Here is a 19,024-nt window from a genome sequence, read left to right on the forward strand (position 1 = left end):
CCAAAATTCTATATGAGCAATAAGTAAACTTAAAATTCAAAAAATAGTGCAAAAGTAGGTGAAAATGAGAATGATTTTTATTAAAATTGTAGCGTTTTTTTATTTTTAATATTTTTTTAATTTTTGTCTGAGTTTTTTTGAGAAATTTTATGAGTTCTTTACCTTCAAATATGCATCACAAGCCTATTTTTAAAGTTAGCTTGTTAACCATGATGCTATTGCAAGCACAGTATGCATTTGCCAATGAGACAGTTGCACCAACGGCAGTGATGCCAACCATTAAAATTGAAGCGATGAGTGAGCTTGATCCGATCAAAAGTTATATTGATTATGATCAGGCAAGTGTGACACGTAATGGCCTTAAGAAAAAAGATATTCCACAGACTGTCGATACCATTGATGTGCAAAAATACAAAATCTATGGCGCAAATGATTTAAGTGTCATGCTACAAGGCACGCCAGGTGTATCCACAAATTACGATACACGTGGTGATGGAATTTCACTTCGTGGTTTTAAAGCGGATGAAGGGGATATCTATCGTGATGGTGTTCGTGAAAGTGGGCAATTACGTCGTAGTACTGCGAATGTGGAGCGTATTGAGATTTTAAAAGGACCTGCTTCTGTACTTTATGGTCGTGGTGCTGGCGGTGGTGTGATCAATATGGTTACCAAATTTGCCAATTTTGACTCTAAAAGTTCAGTTGGAGTCTATGCTGGTTCATATGAAAACATCGGGGGGACCTTAGATTTTAATCAGGTTCTAACAGATAATTGGGCTATTCGTCTAACTGGTGAAAAAGCTGATACCAATAGCTTTCGCTCAGGTATTGGTTCACAAATTGAAATGATTTCTCCAAGTGTGACCTATCGTAGTGATGATGAGAAGTTGCTTTGGACGACGCAATATACCTATGACAGATTAGATCGTACACCTGATCGTGGTCCGTCATATGAAAATTTACCAAAGGGTGTTTCTATTAAAAATGCTTTTGCGCGTAGCTCTGATTTTATTGAAGATGAATTACAAACAATTCGTACTGATGTGAAATACGAGTTTGCACCAGATTGGAAATTCCATTGGGCTGCGAGTTATCGCCAAGCATATCAAAACTTTGATAATTTCTTTGGTGGAACCTATTGCGATAATAATTTGACTTTAGAAAGTAAGCCTGCGAAATGTGATTGGAATGGCTACCTCCGTCAAAGCTATGCTTGGCAAGAGACCATGAATAAAACTGTAATGAATACTTTTGATATTACTGGTAAATTCAAAACGGGGTCATTTGAACATAACATCATGGTAGGCAGTGATTGGACGCATGAAGATAGAGATCCAAAATTGGGGAACTATTCGAGCGGTCAATATGCAGGTAAATATTACGGATATATTAACCCGCACAACCCTAATGATAATTATGCTTCTCCGTTATTCAGTCAGACGGTTGGTCGGACACCAATGACGTCTTATAGTCAACATAATGCAGAAAATAAAGCTATTTTTATTCAAGACTTAGTAAGTTTAACTCCAACCATTAAAATGATGCTTGGAGCACGATACGATCAATTTGAGTTTAAAACACATAATATGATGACCGATAAGAAGCAGTCATATGATGGTGAAACGTTTAGCCCGAATATGGGATTTGTGTGGCAGCCTATTGAGAGCCAAAGTTTTTATGCCTCTTATAGCAAGAGCTTTGCGCCATATGGTGGCCGAGGAATGATTAGTATTGATCCAACTCAAAGCCCTGGTGTTTACGATGCTGAACCACAATACAATGAACAGTATGAAATTGGGGTTAAAAGTGATTGGTTGAATGATAGATTAAATACTCAATTCTCAATTTATGATATTACAAAAAACAATATTCGTTATCGTCCTGATGAAGTTAAGCATCCTGAACAATGGGCCGTTGGTCAACAACAGCGTTCAAAAGGGTTAGAGTTTAGCTTTATTGGCCGAGTGATGGATAATTTATTTGTTCGTGGTGGCTATGGTTATACGGATGCTAAATGGAATAAGGACGTTCGTAGCAATGTTCCTGAAGCATCTCGTTTGAAAGACAATCAGTTGGCAAAGGTATCTGAGAATACGGGTAATCTATTTGTTCGTTATTTACCAACTGAAAAAGTTTATGGAGAGCTTGGTGCAACATATGTTGGATCTTTCTATACAAATGATGCGAACACAGCGAAAATTGAAGGTTGGACACGTTTAGATGCCGCTATTGGTTATAAAGATGAACGTTGGGGAGCAACAGTTGCTGTAAACAACATCACCGATAAAGAATACTGGAGAGATCCGTCTATGCCAGGTACACCACGCAACTTCTTGGTGCGTTTGAACTATCAGTTCTAATCCCAAAAAAACATCAATGTAAAGATGAGCACTTTTGCTAAGGCAAAAGTGCTTTTTGTTTTTTACATCATGAAAATGAAAAAATTTTTAATTTTAAAGATATAGTTTTAATCTATCTTATTGAATTATATAAAATGGCATTGCTAAAAAAACTGGAATATTCTAATATTTGATTGAGTGAAAATTAAGCAAAAACTTATTAGAATAACTGTATAATTGTGATGTGGTTATCATTTGTGATTTTAATATGCGTTTTTGTTCTCCTTTTCAGTCTTTTTTGTTAGCATTAAAGAAAACTTTATAATAGAGATAATAATAATGAAGATTAAAATTGCGATCGCTTTGGTTTTCTCTGTATTTATTTTGGGTTATGTCGCCTATGTCGATGCCCAAACTAAGAAACGCCAAGAGCTCATGAAAATTGTTCAAGATGCCGAAAACAGCTTGAATACGATACAGCATAACCAACATACGCATTTATCCTCTTATCAGCGTAATCAGTAGTTTTGTGTGGTGCTAAAAGGTCATTGCTGATTCAATCGTCTGAGATTGATCGTGAAATACGCTTTTTTTGTATTGTGATACTCAAGTTTTGAGTAGAATCTGTTAAAATATTTACCATTAAATAAAAAGCTGCATCTTGATATGCGGCTTTTTACGTTTTGATATCGGAATCGAATTTATACATATCTTCTGTGTAACAAGTGCAAAGCTGGCATATAGATTGCTTTTAGCCTTGTATACATTTTTGTGTACATTCAAAAAAGATTGCAAACACAAACGTATAGATTTCACATTCTACGATCTTAGATTTCAACAGGTGCTATGTTATGACAACGCCTAATGCTTCGGCTGGTTTGTTGGAACGCTTATTTAAGTTGAGCGAAAACAAAACCAACTTTAGAACGGAAGTTCTAGCAGGTGTAACTACATTCTTGACGATGTGTTACATCATCATTGTAAACCCACTCATTCTTTCTGAAACTGGCATGGATCATGGTGCCGTGTTTGTTGCGACCTGTTTGGCTGCGGCAATTGGGTGTTTGGTCATGGGGATTATTGCGAACTACCCAATCGCACTGGCACCTGGTATGGGCTTAAATGCTTATTTTACCTATTCCGTTTGTTTAGGCATGGGCGTGCCTTGGCAAACTGCTCTAGCCGCAGTTTTTGTGTCAGGTTTGGTATTCCTTGCGATTAGCTTCTTTAAAATTCGTGAAGCGATTGTCAATGCGATTCCAATGTCACTGAAATTCGCAATTGGTGGCGGTATTGGTTTATTCCTAGCCCTAATTGCACTGAAAAATGCAGGCATTATTGTTGATAATCCAGCGACTTTGGTGGGTCTGGGCGATATCAAGCAACCAACGGTATTGTTGGCACTGTTCGGCTTTTTAATGATTGTGGTTTTGCATCAGTTTAAAGTGCGTGGTGCGATCATTCTCAGTATTTTAGTTGTAACTGCAATTGCAACCGCAATGGGCTTAAATGAGTTTAAGGGCGTTGTTGGTCAAGTTCCTTCTCTAGCACCTACCTTTATGCAAATGGACTTTGAAGGTCTATTTACCGCTAGTATGGTTGGGGTCATTTTTGTCTTCTTTATTGTCGATTTATTTGACAGTACAGGTACGCTGGTGGGTGTGTCGCATCGTGCAGGTTTACTTCAAGATGGTAAATTGCCACGTTTGAAAAAAGCATTATTTGCAGATTCAACAGCAATTGTCGCAGGCGCCGCTTTAGGTACATCGTCTACAACGCCTTATATTGAGTCAGCTTCTGGTGTTGCGGCTGGTGGACGTACGGGTTTAACTGCGGTTGTTGTTGCATTCCTATTCATTGGTTGCTTGTTTTTGGCGCCATTGGCTCAATCTGTTCCAGGTTTCGCGACAGCACCTGCATTGTTATTCATTGGTGTGTTGATGATCCAAGGGATCACACATATCGATTGGGATGACATTACAGAAGCCGTTCCTGCATTTTTAACCATCGTGTTTATGCCATTTACCTATTCAATTGCAGATGGTATCGCGATGGGCTTTATCAGCTATGCATTGGTTAAATTACTGACAGGAAAAGCAAAGACAGTTCCTTATATGGTCTGGATTATTGCGGCACTGTGGGTATTCAAGTTTGTTGCATTTGGCGGCTAAGCAAATTCTTTTATCATTTTCTTCTTGAGCTGTATGTGTTTGCAGCTCATTGTGAAGAGAGCCTAAAAGGGCGTTATTTCGATAACACCCTTTTTTCTTTAGACGTGGAGTTAATATGAATCAAATCGAGCTGATTCGTGCTTTACCCAAAGCCGAATTGCATGTGCATATTGAAGGGACTTTTGAACCAGAACTGATGTTTGCTATTGCACAGCGTAATCAGATTCAGATTCCTTATCAATCGGTTGAAGAAGTGAAGCAAGCCTATAACTTTCATAATCTTCAATCTTTTTTAGATATTTATTATGCAGGCGCAAATGTGCTTGTGCTTGAACAAGATTTCTATGATCTTGCTTGGGCATATTTTGAAAAGTGTGCTGAAGATCGTGTGGTACATACCGAAATGTTCTTCGATCCACAAACGCATACTGAACGTGGGGTTGAATTTGCAACCGTGCTTGCTGGTTTAAAACGTGCTTGTAAAGATGCACAAGAAAAGTTGGGAATTAGTTCTCAGTTGATTATGTGTTTCTTGCGCCATTTAAGCGAAGAGAAAGCATTTGAAACGCTTGAACAAGCATTGCCATTCAAAGATGACATTATTGCGATCGGTTTAGACTCAAGTGAAGTTGGGCATCCTCCAGCGAAATTTGAGCGTGTATTTGCTAAAGCCCGTGAAGCTGGCTTCTTGATCGTGGCACATGCGGGTGAAGAAGGTCCACCAGAGTATATCTGGGAAGCTTTAGACTTGTTAAAAGTAAACCGTATTGATCATGGTGTGCGTTCTGAAGAAGATGAAAGCTTAATGGCGCGCTTAATCGCTGAGAAAATGCCTTTAACAGTTTGTCCTTTAAGTAACTTAAAGCTTTGTGTTGTAAAAGACATGGCTGAGCACAACATTCGACGTTTGTTGCAACAGGGCGTACATGTCACTGTGAACTCAGATGATCCTTCATATTTCGGTGGTTATATGAATGATAACTTCGTTGCAATTCAGCAAGCGTTGGATTTAAGCAATGATGAATTAAAGCAATTGGCAATTAATTCTTTTGAAGCTTCATTCATTTCGGATGAAGAAAAGCAAAAGTGGATTGCAGAAGTGAAAAAGATCTAAATAAAAAAAACCGCGTAAAGCGGTTTTTTTTCTGTCTTAAGGTTTATTTAGGCTGGCGTAACATACTGAGTAAGACATTATCTTTGTCAATTAGGTGATGTTTGATGGCAGCCAAAGCATGCCCTGCAACGAGGAGACCTGCAAACCATGACAAGTAAATATGTAAAGGTTTAACGATAGCCAATAATTCAGGATTATCTTGTACTAAACGTGGAATTTCAAATAAGTATAAAATAGGAGCAGGATGTCCAGCACTCCAGCTAAATAGACAGCCTGTGATTGGTAGTGCTAGCAGCATGAGGTAGAGGAATAAATGCCCGACATGTGCCAACATTTTCATTGTTGGTGACATGGTATTTGGTAATTCAGGTGCAGGGTGGGTGTAGCGCCAAAAAATACGGATAACGACTAAGAAGATAATGGTGGTTGCTATATTTTTATGTAGGGTAATGACTGTTCCTTTGAAACTCCCATCGGCATCGTAGCTGAGAAAATTGCCACTATAAAAACCGATAAGCCAAGCAATGATAAAAATAGCAGCCATGAGCCAATGTAAAACTTGCGCAGTGCGTGTGTAATATTGTGCTGAGGTTGACATCGCAACATCCTAGCTGTGATATGAGTTCTTTGATTTTAGATAGCACTTTTTCCTGCTCATACAGTGTAAATGTAACGGAGCGTTTTACGAGTGGAACGTTGTAGTGCTTATAAATCATTTATCATTGTTATATTATGTAAAGATAGCACAGGGTCATATCATAAAACGTGTCATTTAGGCACAATACGCCTGCCAAAATTTAGATACGGAATAGAAATCATGAAAAAGTTGGTACTTATTGTTGCTCCTGTTGTTTTAGCTTTAACAGGCTGTGTTACTCCAGATGGAAATAACTCAGTGGGTACAACTTCACAGCAGTTAGGTATGGCTGCGTTAAAAGTTGCTGTAAATGCCAAATGTATTAATGAGATTAATACACTACCAGCATGGAAAACTGCGACACGCGTAATGACCGCAGAACAGCGTGAAAATATTCAAACTGAAGTGTGTGGCTGTGTCAGTGAAAAAGCGCCAAACAGCGTAACCGCAGTTGAATTAGCGACAGCAGCGATTGATCCGACAGCGCGTGCGACGATTGTAACTCAAGTGGTTTCTCAAACTGTAAATGCTTGTGTGGCTGAAACTTTCAAGAAAGTAGGTTAATAAGATAAGGCTGAGTCATCGGCCTTTAGAGATTTTTTTATGAGAGTTGCTGGTGTAGATGAGGCAGGGCGAGGACCATTGGTGGGTTCCGTTGTTGCTGCCGCAGTCATTTTAGATCCGAATAACCCGATTGAGGGTTTAAATGATTCTAAAAAGTTAACCGAAAAAAAACGGGAAAAGCTGTTCTTGGAGATTCAAGAAAAAGCTTTAGCTTGGTCAATTGCTGAAGCAACCCATGCTGAAATTGATGAATTTAATATTTTACAAGCAACATTTATTGCAATGCGTCGTGCAGTAGAAGGGTTGGCAACTTCTCCAGCAAAAGTAATCGTGGATGGTAATCAGATTCCTAAAGGTATTACGATTCCATGTGAAGCGATTGTGGGTGGGGATGCTAGCCATGCAGAAATTAGTGCGGCCAGTATTTTGGCTAAGGTGACGCGTGACCGTCAAATGCATGAGTTAGATCAGCAATATCCTGATTATGGCTTTGCCAAACACAAAGGTTATCCAACTAAAGCACATTTTGAAGCGATTGCTGCTCATGGTGTCATTGACCAACACCGTCGTAGTTATGCACCTGTCAAGAAGGCATTAGGGCTGTAAAAACAATTAAAGCGACTAATTTTAGTCGCTTTAATCATTCGAGAAGAATGCGGCATATTAACGATTGAAGTTATTATGTTGAGAAAAATCATTATTCTCTTCTTCATAAGAATGTTGGTAATCTTGATCAAGATGTTGCAGATGCTCATGCATGGCACGTTCATGTTGGATACGTTGGTAAATTTCCTCACGATGCACAGAAACTTCTTTTGGAGCATTTACACCAATACGCACCTGATTGCCTTTTACGCCAAGCACAGTAACACTGACTTGATCCCCAATCATTAATGTTTCTCCGACACGACGGGTCAGAATCAGCATGTTTATCTCCTTGCTAGACGCTTAAACTTGCGACAGGGAATTCATTGTTTGAAAGCACAGCCTAATATACAGAAAACTCTAACAGAAATATGTAAAAAACATTTTTTTTCGTAAGTTCTGTGAGAGTCTTTTTAAAAACCTCAAGGCTAATATAACAGAGCCACTATAAGAAAAACTATAGTGGCTCTGTTTTTTTTCTTATTTACTTGCGAGTAAATATGTTTAAGCAGCTATTAATTAAGCGCGTGCACTGCTTTCGCCGTGTTCACGATCTAGGCCAAAAGCTGTATGTAAACAACGAACTGCCAACTCTAAATAGTTTTCTTCGATGATTACCGAAACTTTGATTTCTGATGTAGAAATCATGAGAATATTAATGCTTTCTTCAGCTAATGCAGTGAACATTTTGCTCGCTACACCTGCATGAGAGCGCATACCAACACCAACGATAGACACTTTTACGATGTCATCACGTGTCACAACTTCACAACCATCAATGCTGTTTGCAGTTTGCTCTAAAATCGCTTTTGCTTTTGCCAAGTCATTACGATTTACAGTAAAAGTAAAATCGGTTGTGCCGTCTTCTTCAACATTTTGGATAATCATATCCACTTCGATGTTGGCATTACTGATCGGAGACAAGATTTTAGAGGCGATACCTGGCTCGTCAGGAACACCTAAAATAGTGAGTTTTGCTTCGTCACGGTTAAATGCAATACCTGCGATGATTGGTTGTTCCATATCGTCTTCCGCCTCAGTCGTAATTAGTGTGCCTACGTTTTGTTTGAAATCTTCATCAAATGCGCCATCATTATCGTTATCAAAGCTCGATAATACACGTAATGGCACTTGATATTTGCCTGCGAATTCAACAGAGCGAATTTGTAAAACTTTCGAACCTAAAGATGCCATTTCTAGCATTTCTTCAAAAGAAATACGGTCAACTTTCTTCGCTTTAGGCGCTACACGAGGATCGGTGGTATAAACACCATCTACATCGGTATAAATTTGGCATTCATCGGCTTTTAGTGCTGCTGCAAGCGCAACGCCTGAAGTATCAGAACCACCACGACCTAGAGTGGTGATATTGCCATTGGCATCATAACCTTGGAAACCAGCGACAACGATGACACGGCCCGCATCTAAATCAGCGGTCATTACATCAGTATCAATTGATTCAATACGTGCTTTGGTAAACGCGCTGTCAGTTTTAATACCAACTTGACGACCTGTATATGATTTAGCTTCTACACCAATTGAATTCAGTGCCATCGCTAACATGGAAATCGTTACTTGTTCACCCGTTGACACCATTTGATCTAATTCACGTGGGTCAGGGGTGCTGGTAATGGCTTTGGCAAGCGCAAGTAAGCGGTTAGTTTCACCACTCATTGCTGATACAACCACGACCACCTTGTGGCCATGATCATGCCAACGCTTGACACGATGAGCAACATTTAAAATGCGCTCAGGAGTACCCATAGAGGTACCGCCATATTTTTGAACGATTAATGCCATAGTTGTTCCATATAAGCCATGACCCTGAGAGGCATCAGGGTCAGTTACACAAAAGTGAAGTCTTTATTACTGCTCAAGCCAAGCAGGTAATGCTGCAATGACTTGATCAAACTTCTCGTTAAGTGGCGCGCCACCTTGTGCTAAGTCAGGTTTACCACCACCTTTACCACCAAGCTCTTGAGCCAAGTGTTTGATGATGTCACCTGCTTTTAGAGTTGCAGCGTATTGTTTAGCGACGGAAGCGATTAAACTCACTTTATCACCTTCAACACCAGCTAAAATAATGACTGCATCTTCTAATTTTGATTTTACGCTGTCATGAAGATTGCGTAATGATTTGGCATCTAAACCTTTTACCGATGTGATAAGCGTTTGACGACCTGCAATTTCTTTCACTTGATCTAAAAGTTCAGCCGCTTGGAAGCTGGCTAATTTTTGATTCAATTGTTCGATTTGCTTTTGTAGGCTAGAAGCAGTTTCAACAATTGCTTCAACTTTCTCTACAGTTTGGTCTTTTTGCGCTTTCAACAAACCGTTGATGATTTGGATATCTGTTTCTGCTTTTTGAACTACTTCAAGCGCTTTGCTGCCAGTCACGGCTTCAATACGACGAACACCCGCAGCAACACCACCTTCAGAAGTGATTTTAAATAGACCAATATCACCCGTACGCTTAACGTGAATACCGCCACAAAGTTCGATAGAGAAGTTTTTCTCTTCAATAATAGAACCCATAGACAGTACGCGAACTTCTTCGCCATACTTCTCACCGAACAGCATCATTGCGCCTTTGGCTTTCGCTGATTCAATATCAAGTAATTCAGTTGTTACAGGGCTATTGGCAATGACTTCGGCATTGACTAAACGTTCAATCTGTTGCAATTGTTCAAATGACACAGGTTGGTCATTGGCAAAGTCAAAACGTAAAATATCGCTTGCAACCAAAGAACCTTTTTGTTGTACATGCTCACCCAGAATTTGACGTAAAGCCGCATGTAGAAGGTGAGTCGCTGAGTGATTACGCGCTGTTGCTGCACGAATGTCTGCTTTAACGGTAGCTTCAACATTCTGAGCTGCTTTTAGGCTACCCATGGTCACGATACCCTGATGGACAAAAGCACCGCCAGATTTTTTAGTATCTTGTACCTCGAAGATACCTGTATCGTTTTTGAAGATACCTGTATCACCGATTTGACCACCGCTTTCTGCATAGAAAGGAGTTTGGTTCAATACGATAAGCGCTTCGTCACCTTCGTTGATTTCATCAACTTGCACGCCATCTTTATAGATTGCAACAATTTGACCTTGGCCTTGAGTTGCATCATAACCGTCAAATTGGGTTTCGCCTTCAACTTTCACAATGCTGTTGTAGTCAACTGCGAATTTACCTGCATCACGTGCGCGTTGGCGTTGTGCTGCCATTTCAACTTCGAAGCCAGCTTCGTCAATCGTGAGATCACGTTCACGTGCGATATCAGCAGTTAAATCTGTTGGGAAGCCGTAAGTATCGTAAAGTTTAAATACGGTTTCACCAGCAATCACATTGCCTTTCAGTTGCGCTAATTCACCTTCTAACAACTTCAAGCCTTGCTCAAGTGTTTTAGCGAATTGCTCTTCTTCTTTAAGCAGTTGTGCTTCGATGCGTGCTTGTTGAGCTGCAAGTTCAGGATATGCTTCACCCATGACTTCAATCAGTGGCTGTAACATCTTATAGAAGAATGAACCTGTTGCACCTAGCTTGTTACCATGACGTACGGCACGACGAATGATACGACGTAACACATAACCACGGCCTTCATTTGAAGGATTTACACCGTCAGCAATCAAGAATGAACATGAACGTGCATGGTCAGCAATGACTTTTAATGATGCTGGATATTCAACTGGTTTATTTTGTGCTTTCGCTTCAGCTTCAATTGCAGTGGTATCTAAACCAATGATTTCAGCGGCTGCTTTTAATAAGTGCTGGAACAAGTCAATTTCATAGTTTGAATTAACGTGTTGTAAAACAGCAGAGATACGTTCCAAGCCCATACCTGTATCAACAGAAGGCGCTGGAAGAGGGTGCATAACACCATCAGCAGTACGGTTGAACTGCATGAAAACGTTGTTCCAGATTTCGATGAAACGGTCGCCATCTTCTTCTGGTGTACCTGGCAAACCACCCCAAATGTGGTCACCGTGGTCAAAGAAAATTTCAGAACATGGACCACAAGGACCTGTATCACCCATTGCCCAGAAGTTATCTGATGCGTATTTTCCGCCTTTGTTATCACCGATACGGATAATACGATCCGCGTCTAAGCCGATTTCTTTATTCCAGATCTCAAACGCTTCATCATCAGTATGATAAACCGTCGCATATAAACGATCTTTCGGGAGGGCTAACCATTGTTCGCTAGTTAAGAAATCCCAAGCAAATTTCAACGCATCACGTTTGAAATAATCACCAAAGGAGAAGTTGCCTAACATTTCAAAGAAAGTGTGGTGGCGCGCGGTATAACCGACGTTATCGAGGTCGTTGTGTTTACCACCGGCACGAACACATTTTTGTGATGAAACAGCACGGACATAGTCGCGTTTTTCTAAACCTAAGAAACAATCTTTAAACTGGTTCATACCAGCATTGGTAAACAGCAAAGTTGGGTCGTTGGCAGGAACGAGAGAACTCGAAGCAACACGTGTATGGCCTTGCGATTCGAAATAACGCAAAAAGGCTTCACGGATTTCAGCTGATGTCATAAAGCGAGTACTCACAACCAAGACACTCCATAATTTTGAATTTGGCTATATGCAACAAAGTCCGTTGTTTTTGATGTTCTACAATCGAACCCATTGCGTGGCATAGATTTTAAAGGTGCTAAATTATAACGGAAAATACGCCCCTCACCAACGATTTTACAAGCAATATCATATAAAACTGTGTTTAAGCTAAAAATCTATATTCAACGATGCGCCTGATGTTTTACCATATAGCATAGAAAAGATGATGTTTTTATGAATAAGGACCCTACATGCAACGTATCGCTATCAATGGATTTGGTCGAATTGGTCGAAATGTATTACGTGCATGGTTTGAAAGTCCAAAACAGTTTCAGTTTGAAATCGTTGCCATCAATGACATTGCAGATGTGCAAACTTTGGTGCATTTGTTTAAGTACGATACGACACATGGTCGTTTTGCAGGTCAAGTTGAAATTCAAATTGAAAATCAACATATTTTTTTGAATATCCAGTCCAATCAACGTCAGTTAAAACTACAGGTTTTTAAGCAGGCTCAGCCAGAATTATTGCCTTGGGCCGATTTACACATTGATGTGGTGCTTGAATGTACGGGGCTATTCCGTTCACGTGCCGATGCCACACGTCATGTTGAGGCAGGTGCGAAGCGTGTGATTATTGGTGCTGCGCCTTTTGATTCTGTCGATGCAGCGATTGTCTATGGCGTCAATCACAATGACGTAAAGGCTACAGATCAAATCATCTCCAGTGTCTCATGTACCACACAGGCCTTAGTGCCGTTGGTCAAAATTATTGATGATGCCTTTGGTATTGATACCGCATTAATGACAGAAATTCATGCGGTCACAGCAGATCAATCGGTTTTGGACCATGCGCATCGGGATTTACGTCGTGCACGAGCGTCTGGGCAAAATATTATTCCAACCACATCGAGTGCCTTGGGTGCGTTAAAACAAGTCATGCCAAAAATGGAAGATCGTATTGATGGTTATTCGATTCGCGTACCAACCATAAATGTTGCAGCAATTGATCTTACTTTTGTCTCGCATTCACCAATTACTGTACATAAAGTCAATGAAGTATTAACGAAGGCAGCTCAGTACGATTATGCGCAAATCATGCAAGTGACAGATGAAGACCTTGTTTCAAGTGACTTTAATCATTCACCTTATTCGCTCATTGTAGATTTAACTCAAACCATGGTAGTGGGGCATCAAGCAAAAGTTTTTGCGTGGTATGATAATGAATGGGGATATGCAAATCGTTTACTGGATTTGTGCGAATCTTTTTGTGATTAATTTTTTAATAAAATATAAAAAATAATTTGGAGCAGCGAATGACATTGATAGTGATTTGGGGTTTTCTCATCGTTTTATTGGTAGCGGTTGTTTTTTTATTCTGGTTTCAGTTTAAAAATGTAGACGTACAAAACCAAGATGTTCAAGTTTTGCAACTTGAAGAAAAAGTTGTGCATCTAGAATTACATCTGAAAAAGAGTTTAGAAATCATGCAAGATCTTGCCAAGAAGATGCATGTACAACAAGAAGTTTTGGATCGGACTGTGGCAAATATCGCTGCTTTAGAAAAGCAAAATGTTGAAATGGTAAATTTGCTAGAAATTGTAGTAAAGGGCGGAAAAGGAACTTAATAAATATTAAGTTAATTTCTGGGAATCTTTTATAAAAAATCAGATTCACGATAAGTTCGAGGTATTGAATGAGCCCAGAATTTGATGAATTGGTGGTTCGTCTCATCACCGAGGAGGATTGGAAAATCCTTAAAACCGTTCGTTTAGAGTCGCTGCTTGATAGTCCAGACGTTTTCGCTGTTAATTATGCCACTGCGGAGAAATATAGTGAGTCTGAATGGCGTGACCGCGCCTCACAAAATTTTCAAAATCAATATATTTTAGCAATTAAAGGGAATCGGGCAATTGGGATTGTTGGCGCAACTCAAAACGCTGTACATGAATTTAATGTGATCGCGATGTGGGTTAACCCTATGTTTCGTGGTCGTGGTATAGCCGATCTTCTGATTTCTGCAATTAAGAATTTAGCAATTTCTAAAGGTCATTCTAGGATTGTATTAAGCGTATCTCCAGAAAATGAGCGAGCAGTCTGTTTATATGCTAGGCACGATTTTGTGTTTATACCTGAATGGGAGTCTTTAGCCCTGAGTTCAGGTGAAAGAAATCAAAAAATGGAATGTGTGTTTTTTTAATAAAGGCTAAGCACAAGACCTTCAGGCGTTTCATTTATTTCGGATAATCGCTGCTTAAAAGGCTCGTAATTTCGGAACCGGAGTCTTACATGTAACGCCCAGGCAATCAATGCTATAAAAAATCAAACTTGATCAATTGCAAGCAGGGCGATAGTTCAGATGTTGCGCAGTTCTTTGAAGTAAGAACATGGGTATATACGAGTAATGAGTAGTTTCAATCTATTGAATATACTCGTTAATTTTTCCTATTTGATTGAGTCAGTTGGTTCTTAAATCCGAAAGAATTATTCAAATTCGAAGGTGCATCACAGAAATCTTCGTGCTACACTACGCTGAATCGGGCATTCACCCGATTTTTTTATGTGGTTGCTTTTTGTGTGGATGCTTCCACATTGAACAGATTTTAGGTTTGGAACATGGCCATTTCAGAGACATGGTTGCTCCCTGACGGGGTAGCAGATGTATTGCCAGAACAAGCGCAAGTTGTTGAAACCTTGCGTCGAGAAGCTTTAGATTTCCTCGCAGTTCGAGGTTATCAATTGGTGTATACGCCATTTATTGAATACATCGAATCGCTCTCGCTACTTTCAGAATCTAATCAAGATTTAGATTTAGTTACCTTCAAAGTTATTGATCAACTTTCTGGCCGTTTACTCGGTGTGCGTGCGGATATGACGCCGCAAGTTGCGCGTATAGATGCTCATGTTCGACCAATTGAAGGTGTCGCACGTTATTGCTATGCAGGTTCAGTCTTGCATACCAAACCACAGAATTTCAATGCAACCCGTGCACCTTTGCAGTTAGGTGCAGAGTTGTATGGTCATGACAGCATCGAAGCAGATGTTGAAATGATCAACGTTATGTTGGCGTTAATTGAGCATACTCATACTTTAGAGGGCGCTCATTTAGATTTAGGTCATGTTGGTTTATTCCGTAGTCTGGTTAAACGCGCTGGCTTAAATAAAAATACTGAAAGTGAACTTTCTGACTTATATCAGCGTAAAGCTTTCCCAGAGTTAGAAGAGTTCACTCAAGATTTAGCGATGGGTGCGGATTTTTATGCTTTAGGTCGTTATGCAAGTGACCTCGATGCACTAGAAACGCATTTAAGCCAAGATATTTTAAATGATGCAGATTTCAAAAATGCATTAGAAGCATTGAAATCTACATTGGTGAAAATCCAATCACGTTGGTCTGGCCTGAATATTGGCATCGACGTGGTCGAGTTGCGTAGTTATCACTACCATACTGGTTTGATGTACGCCATTTATGCACCGAATCGTGCCGCGCCACTGGCTCAAGGTGGTCGTTATGATGGTATTGGTGAGCATTTTGGACGTGCGCGTCCAGCAACTGGATTTAGTTGTGATTTATATGCTTTAGGCGCGACACAGTTTGTAGAAATTGAAACTGTGGTTGCACCGAAAGGCAATGATCAAGATTTATTAAATGCAATTGCAGATGTACGTGACAAAGGTTCACGTGTGGTGCAGTTGTTGGGTAATGATGATTTAAGCTCAGTGCCTTATGCGACCCATCAGTTGGTGTCTCAAAACGGGCAGTGGGTGATTGAAAAAATTTAATTGCCAAGTTTAAGACTTGGTTTCCAATTTTAACAGCATGATGTAATGAGGCTATTATGGGCAAAAATGTTGTGGTACTTGGTACCCAATGGGGCGACGAAGGCAAAGGTAAAATCGTCGACCTGCTCACAGATCAAGCGGCTGCGGTAGTTCGCTACCAAGGCGGACACAACGCAGGTCATACGCTTGTGGTAGGTGGTAAGAAGACTGTATTACACCTCATTCCATCAGGTATTTTACGTGAAAACGTATTGTGCTTAATCGGGAATGGTGTTGTTCTTTCTCCTGAAGCCTTGATTAAAGAAATGGCGATTTTGGAACAAGAAGGCGTACCTGTTAAAGAGCGTTTACGTATTTCTCCAAACTGCCCACTTATTTTGCCAAACCACATTGCGCTTGACCAAGCACGTGAGAAAAAACGTGGTAACGCGAAAATTGGTACAACTGGTCGCGGTATTGGCCCAGCTTACGAAGACAAAGTTGCACGTCGTGCTGTACGCGTAGCAGACTTGATTCGTGGTGGTGCTTTGCTTGAAGAAAAACTTAAGGAAATGCTTGAGCTGCATAACTTCCAGCTTACTCAATTCTATGGCGTTGAAGAAGTTAAGTTTGAAGATGTGCTTGCACTTTGTGATGCATGGCGCGAAGTTCTTGGTCCATTAGTGATTGATGTAACAACAGTGTTACATAATTACCGCAAAGAAGGTAAGGCAATCATGTTCGAAGGTGCGCAAGGTTCATTGCTTGACATCGATCATGGTACCTATCCATTTGTAACCAGCTCAAATACAACTGCTGGTGGCGTAAGCTCTGGTTCAGGTATGGGTCCATTGCATTTAGACTATGTATTGGGTATTACCAAAGCATATACAACACGTGTAGGTGCAGGTCCGTTCCCAACTGAGTTGCATTACGATGCAGCAACAGATACAGGTGATGCGATTGGTCGTCACTTAGGTACAGTTGGTCATGAGTTTGGTGCGTCTACTGGCCGTCAACGTCGTTGTGGTTGGTTTGATGCTGAGATTTTACGTCGTTCGGTTGATGTGAACTCATTATCGGGTATTTGCTTAACTAAACTTGATGTATTAGATGGTTTGGAAGAAGTAAAAATCTGTGTGGGTTATGAAGATGTAGATTCTGGCTGTGCAGGTTCTTCTGATGCGATTTCATTCGAAAGCTTGAAACCGATCTATGAAACAATGCCGGGTTGGAGCGAGTCTACTGTTGGTTTGACTCAAATTGACCAACTTCCTGCAAATGCATTGGCGTATGTACGTCGTATTGAAACTTTAATTGGTTGCCCAATTGATATCGTTTCAACAGGCCCTGACCGTGCAGAAACAATCGTATTACGTCATCCATTTTCAGCATAAGCTGAATCGATGACAAAAAAGCTCTCATGAATTTGAGAGCTTTTTTTATGGGAAATATTTAGGGAGAAGCAGTTTAAATGACTTTAAAACTGATTGCTGAAGACTATATCCAGCCAGAGAAAATTGATGAGGTGTTAGCGCTTTATCAAGAGCTGGTAGAGAAAACCAAAGCTGAAGTCGGATGTATTGCCTATGATCTTTATCATGACCATAAACAGAAAGGGCATTTTGTTTTTATTGAAGAATGGGTTGATCGTGAAGCACTGGATTTACATGTACAGTCAGAGCATTTCCAACGATTAGTGCCTCAGATTGATCAATATCAAATACAGGCTGGGCGTTTTACGCATCTACATCGCTTCGAAGTTTTATTATCTGATAAAGAAGATGGATAAGTTGATCTTGACTCAAAGATCAGCGATAGCAAAAAATTAGATTTTGATTCCAATCTTTGTTATTTCACAGTCTAAAAAATCCTCGTTATAGTGATTCTACGTTCAGACAAAGAGGGTTTAACCATGACTAAAAAGAGAATCCGCTACAATGGCTATGAATTAGCGTGCCGATGTTAATTTAAATCAAAGCGCTTAAAAAGGTACAAACCAATTTTGATCAAGGCGGGGAGAGAGGTTGGTTTGAACATTTAAATAATAAAAATAATACTGAGTGTTGGATAATAAGATTTATAAAAAATCGAAGAGAACCGAAAGGTTCTCTTTTTTATTCGGCTTGCTCTTCAATCTCTTTCACAGCGTTATAAACGGCAGCGGGTTCAATATTCAGCATTTTTTTACCAAAACTTCTGAGCCACCACACCAGTTGAGAGGTGAATGGGACTGTTGCAGAGACTTCGACAATATTCTCTTCTAGATGTTGAATGATTTGATCTTTACTTAGCTGGCTTTCGTAGAAACTCTTGGCTGTACTCTCGGTCATGGTGAGTTTTAAATGAACTTGTTCAGTTGGTTTGCTGTAGTCAACACGGAAGCCCAAAGCACCTGACTCGATATAATTATCAATTTCAAAGTTCACAGGGTGCAAAGCACGACTTTCTAATACAGTTGCTGCTTTAAAGCGGTGCAATGCGAAGGTTTGTACTTCAGTTTTATCGTTTCGGGTACAGATTAAATAAATCACTGCACCTTTTTGAACCAAAGCCAGTGGATTGAGGATGTAGGTCTTATCTTCGCCTTGATGGGTGCGGGCGCGATAAATACATTCGATCTGTTTGTCTTGTAATAAACCTTCATAAATCGCTTGTTGCGCATGTTTGTCGACGATAGGTGGAATCAATGGTTGTGTCGCTGGCACGATACGGACGCGATTAATCCACTGTCGAACGTTATTCTGTGTCGATAGGCTCCGTTTGGCCAGATCAAACCAAGGTGTCATTTCTTCTAATAAACTTGGTGGAAGCAAGTGACGTAAATGCTCTTCGACCATCATAAACGTAACTGCTTGCGAGCTGGTCATGTGGGGCAAACTTTGAATAGGTGCATCTGAACGCCAACGCCAGCCTTGCGGTACGGTCTTATTGCTCTCGATTGGGAAGCGCTGAGCAATTTGGTTTAAATCACGCTGAATGGTACGCAGACTGATATCAATGCCTTCACGTTCTAATATTTCTTGTAATTCGCGGGTGCCCATCCATTTCCCAGTCGAAAGGCGGGATAAGATTTGCCATTGGCGATAAAGGCTATTGGATGTTTCTTTTTCTTGTATGGATGACATAAGCGAAATACGTAATTCAATGGTCTAAAGCAGACACAATAAAAAAACTATACTTAATTATCAAGTCCATCCTATCTAGATTACGTATTTACGACTGAAATG

The 19,024-nt window shown here is 40.1% G+C and carries 17 protein-coding genes; 12 read left to right on the top strand and 5 right to left on the bottom strand.

Annotation, left to right across the window (positions count from 1 at the left end):
• The first annotated feature begins 149 nt into the window (after positions 1-149).
• From NDN11_RS06405 to NDN11_RS06420, 4 genes are all read left to right on the top strand, one after another.
• Positions 150-2,360 carry a TonB-dependent receptor gene (locus NDN11_RS06405; protein ID WP_251111125.1) on the top strand — a complete coding sequence of 737 codons (2,211 nt, stop codon included), beginning with the start codon at positions 150-152 and terminating at the stop codon, positions 2,358-2,360.
• Between the two features lie 318 nt (positions 2,361-2,678).
• Entirely contained in the window at positions 2,679-2,864 is a 186-nt protein-coding gene (locus NDN11_RS06410; RefSeq protein ID WP_167248307.1) for a hypothetical protein, read from the top strand.
• 326 nt (positions 2,865-3,190) lie between these two features.
• Complete coding sequence (locus NDN11_RS06415) at positions 3,191-4,510, top strand: NCS2 family permease (protein WP_004805960.1); 1,320 nt, start codon at positions 3,191-3,193, stop codon at positions 4,508-4,510.
• Positions 4,511-4,625: 115 nt separating this feature from the next.
• Complete coding sequence (locus tag NDN11_RS06420) at positions 4,626-5,624, top strand: adenosine deaminase (protein WP_251111126.1); 999 nt, start codon at positions 4,626-4,628, stop codon at positions 5,622-5,624.
• 43 nt (positions 5,625-5,667) lie between these two features.
• Here NDN11_RS06420 and NDN11_RS06425 read toward each other — a convergent pair whose 3' ends face one another.
• Positions 5,668-6,222 (bottom strand): cytochrome b, encoded by a 555-nt coding sequence (locus NDN11_RS06425; RefSeq protein ID WP_251111127.1) that lies wholly within the window; start codon positions 6,220-6,222, stop codon positions 5,668-5,670.
• Positions 6,223-6,441: 219 nt separating this feature from the next.
• On the opposite strand from NDN11_RS06425, the gene NDN11_RS06430 reads away from it, so the two are divergent.
• Entirely contained in the window at positions 6,442-6,825 is a 384-nt protein-coding gene (locus NDN11_RS06430; RefSeq protein ID WP_167248310.1) for a hypothetical protein, read from the top strand.
• Positions 6,826-6,864: 39 nt separating this feature from the next.
• Entirely contained in the window at positions 6,865-7,431 is a 567-nt protein-coding gene (rnhB, locus tag NDN11_RS06435; RefSeq protein WP_251111128.1) for a ribonuclease HII, read from the top strand.
• Positions 7,432-7,488: 57 nt separating this feature from the next.
• Here rnhB and csrA read toward each other — a convergent pair whose 3' ends face one another.
• From csrA to alaS, 3 genes are all read right to left on the bottom strand, one after another.
• On the bottom strand, positions 7,489-7,752 hold the full coding sequence (csrA, locus tag NDN11_RS06440; protein WP_004805969.1) for a carbon storage regulator CsrA: 264 nt from the start codon (positions 7,750-7,752) through the stop codon (positions 7,489-7,491).
• Between the two features lie 237 nt (positions 7,753-7,989).
• On the bottom strand, positions 7,990-9,270 hold the full coding sequence (locus NDN11_RS06445; RefSeq protein ID WP_167248312.1) for an aspartate kinase: 1,281 nt from the start codon (positions 9,268-9,270) through the stop codon (positions 7,990-7,992).
• 66 nt (positions 9,271-9,336) lie between these two features.
• A complete protein-coding gene (gene alaS, locus NDN11_RS06450; RefSeq protein ID WP_251111129.1) occupies positions 9,337-12,027 on the bottom strand; it encodes an alanine--tRNA ligase in 2,691 nt (896 codons plus the stop codon).
• Positions 12,028-12,284: 257 nt separating this feature from the next.
• Here alaS and NDN11_RS06455 point away from each other — a divergent pair, with 257 nt between their 5' ends.
• From NDN11_RS06455 to NDN11_RS06480, 6 genes are all read left to right on the top strand, one after another.
• A complete protein-coding gene (locus NDN11_RS06455) occupies positions 12,285-13,310 on the top strand; it encodes a type I glyceraldehyde-3-phosphate dehydrogenase (protein WP_251111130.1) in 1,026 nt (341 codons plus the stop codon).
• A gap of 38 nt (positions 13,311-13,348) precedes the next feature.
• Positions 13,349-13,660, top strand: a complete 312-nt coding sequence (locus NDN11_RS06460) for a hypothetical protein (protein WP_251111131.1) — start codon at positions 13,349-13,351, stop codon at positions 13,658-13,660.
• Positions 13,661-13,728: 68 nt separating this feature from the next.
• Positions 13,729-14,232, top strand: a complete 504-nt coding sequence (locus NDN11_RS06465) for a GNAT family N-acetyltransferase (RefSeq protein ID WP_251111132.1) — start codon at positions 13,729-13,731, stop codon at positions 14,230-14,232.
• A gap of 416 nt (positions 14,233-14,648) precedes the next feature.
• Complete coding sequence (locus tag NDN11_RS06470) at positions 14,649-15,815, top strand: ATP phosphoribosyltransferase regulatory subunit (protein WP_251111133.1); 1,167 nt, start codon at positions 14,649-14,651, stop codon at positions 15,813-15,815.
• Between the two features lie 56 nt (positions 15,816-15,871).
• Complete coding sequence (locus tag NDN11_RS06475) at positions 15,872-17,191, top strand: adenylosuccinate synthase (protein ID WP_251111134.1); 1,320 nt, start codon at positions 15,872-15,874, stop codon at positions 17,189-17,191.
• A 77-nt stretch (positions 17,192-17,268) separates the two neighbouring features.
• Positions 17,269-17,586 (top strand): putative quinol monooxygenase, encoded by a 318-nt coding sequence (locus NDN11_RS06480; RefSeq protein WP_167248317.1) that lies wholly within the window; start codon positions 17,269-17,271, stop codon positions 17,584-17,586.
• A gap of 325 nt (positions 17,587-17,911) precedes the next feature.
• Here NDN11_RS06480 and NDN11_RS06485 read toward each other — a convergent pair whose 3' ends face one another.
• A complete protein-coding gene (locus NDN11_RS06485) occupies positions 17,912-18,922 on the bottom strand; it encodes a helix-turn-helix transcriptional regulator (RefSeq protein ID WP_251111135.1) in 1,011 nt (336 codons plus the stop codon).
• Positions 18,923-19,024: the final 102 nt, after the last annotated feature.

This window comes from Acinetobacter sp. C26M, assembly GCF_023702675.1.
GTDB lineage: Bacteria > Pseudomonadota > Gammaproteobacteria > Pseudomonadales > Moraxellaceae > Acinetobacter.

Bases quoted from the DNA above. Each gene is read 5' to 3' on its own strand.
- NDN11_RS06405 (WP_251111125.1), top strand. From the start codon at position 150: ATGAGTTCTTTACCTTCAAATATGCATCACAAGCCTATTTTTAAAGTT.
- NDN11_RS06410 (WP_167248307.1), top strand. From the start codon at position 2,679: ATGAAGATTAAAATTGCGATCGCTTTGGTTTTCTCTGTATTTATTTTG.
- NDN11_RS06415 (WP_004805960.1), top strand. From the start codon at position 3,191: ATGACAACGCCTAATGCTTCGGCTGGTTTGTTGGAACGCTTATTTAAG.
- NDN11_RS06420 (WP_251111126.1), top strand. From the start codon at position 4,626: ATGAATCAAATCGAGCTGATTCGTGCTTTACCCAAAGCCGAATTGCAT.
- NDN11_RS06425 (WP_251111127.1), bottom strand. From the start codon at position 6,222: ATGTCAACCTCAGCACAATATTACACACGCACTGCGCAAGTTTTACAT.
- NDN11_RS06430 (WP_167248310.1), top strand. From the start codon at position 6,442: ATGAAAAAGTTGGTACTTATTGTTGCTCCTGTTGTTTTAGCTTTAACA.
- rnhB (WP_251111128.1), top strand. From the start codon at position 6,865: ATGAGAGTTGCTGGTGTAGATGAGGCAGGGCGAGGACCATTGGTGGGT.
- csrA (WP_004805969.1), bottom strand. From the start codon at position 7,752: ATGCTGATTCTGACCCGTCGTGTCGGAGAAACATTAATGATTGGGGAT.
- NDN11_RS06445 (WP_167248312.1), bottom strand. From the start codon at position 9,270: ATGGCATTAATCGTTCAAAAATATGGCGGTACCTCTATGGGTACTCCT.
- NDN11_RS06455 (WP_251111130.1), top strand. From the start codon at position 12,285: ATGCAACGTATCGCTATCAATGGATTTGGTCGAATTGGTCGAAATGTA.
- NDN11_RS06460 (WP_251111131.1), top strand. From the start codon at position 13,349: ATGACATTGATAGTGATTTGGGGTTTTCTCATCGTTTTATTGGTAGCG.
- NDN11_RS06465 (WP_251111132.1), top strand. From the start codon at position 13,729: ATGAGCCCAGAATTTGATGAATTGGTGGTTCGTCTCATCACCGAGGAG.
- NDN11_RS06470 (WP_251111133.1), top strand. From the start codon at position 14,649: ATGGCCATTTCAGAGACATGGTTGCTCCCTGACGGGGTAGCAGATGTA.
- NDN11_RS06475 (WP_251111134.1), top strand. From the start codon at position 15,872: ATGGGCAAAAATGTTGTGGTACTTGGTACCCAATGGGGCGACGAAGGC.
- NDN11_RS06480 (WP_167248317.1), top strand. From the start codon at position 17,269: ATGACTTTAAAACTGATTGCTGAAGACTATATCCAGCCAGAGAAAATT.
- NDN11_RS06485 (WP_251111135.1), bottom strand. From the start codon at position 18,922: ATGTCATCCATACAAGAAAAAGAAACATCCAATAGCCTTTATCGCCAA.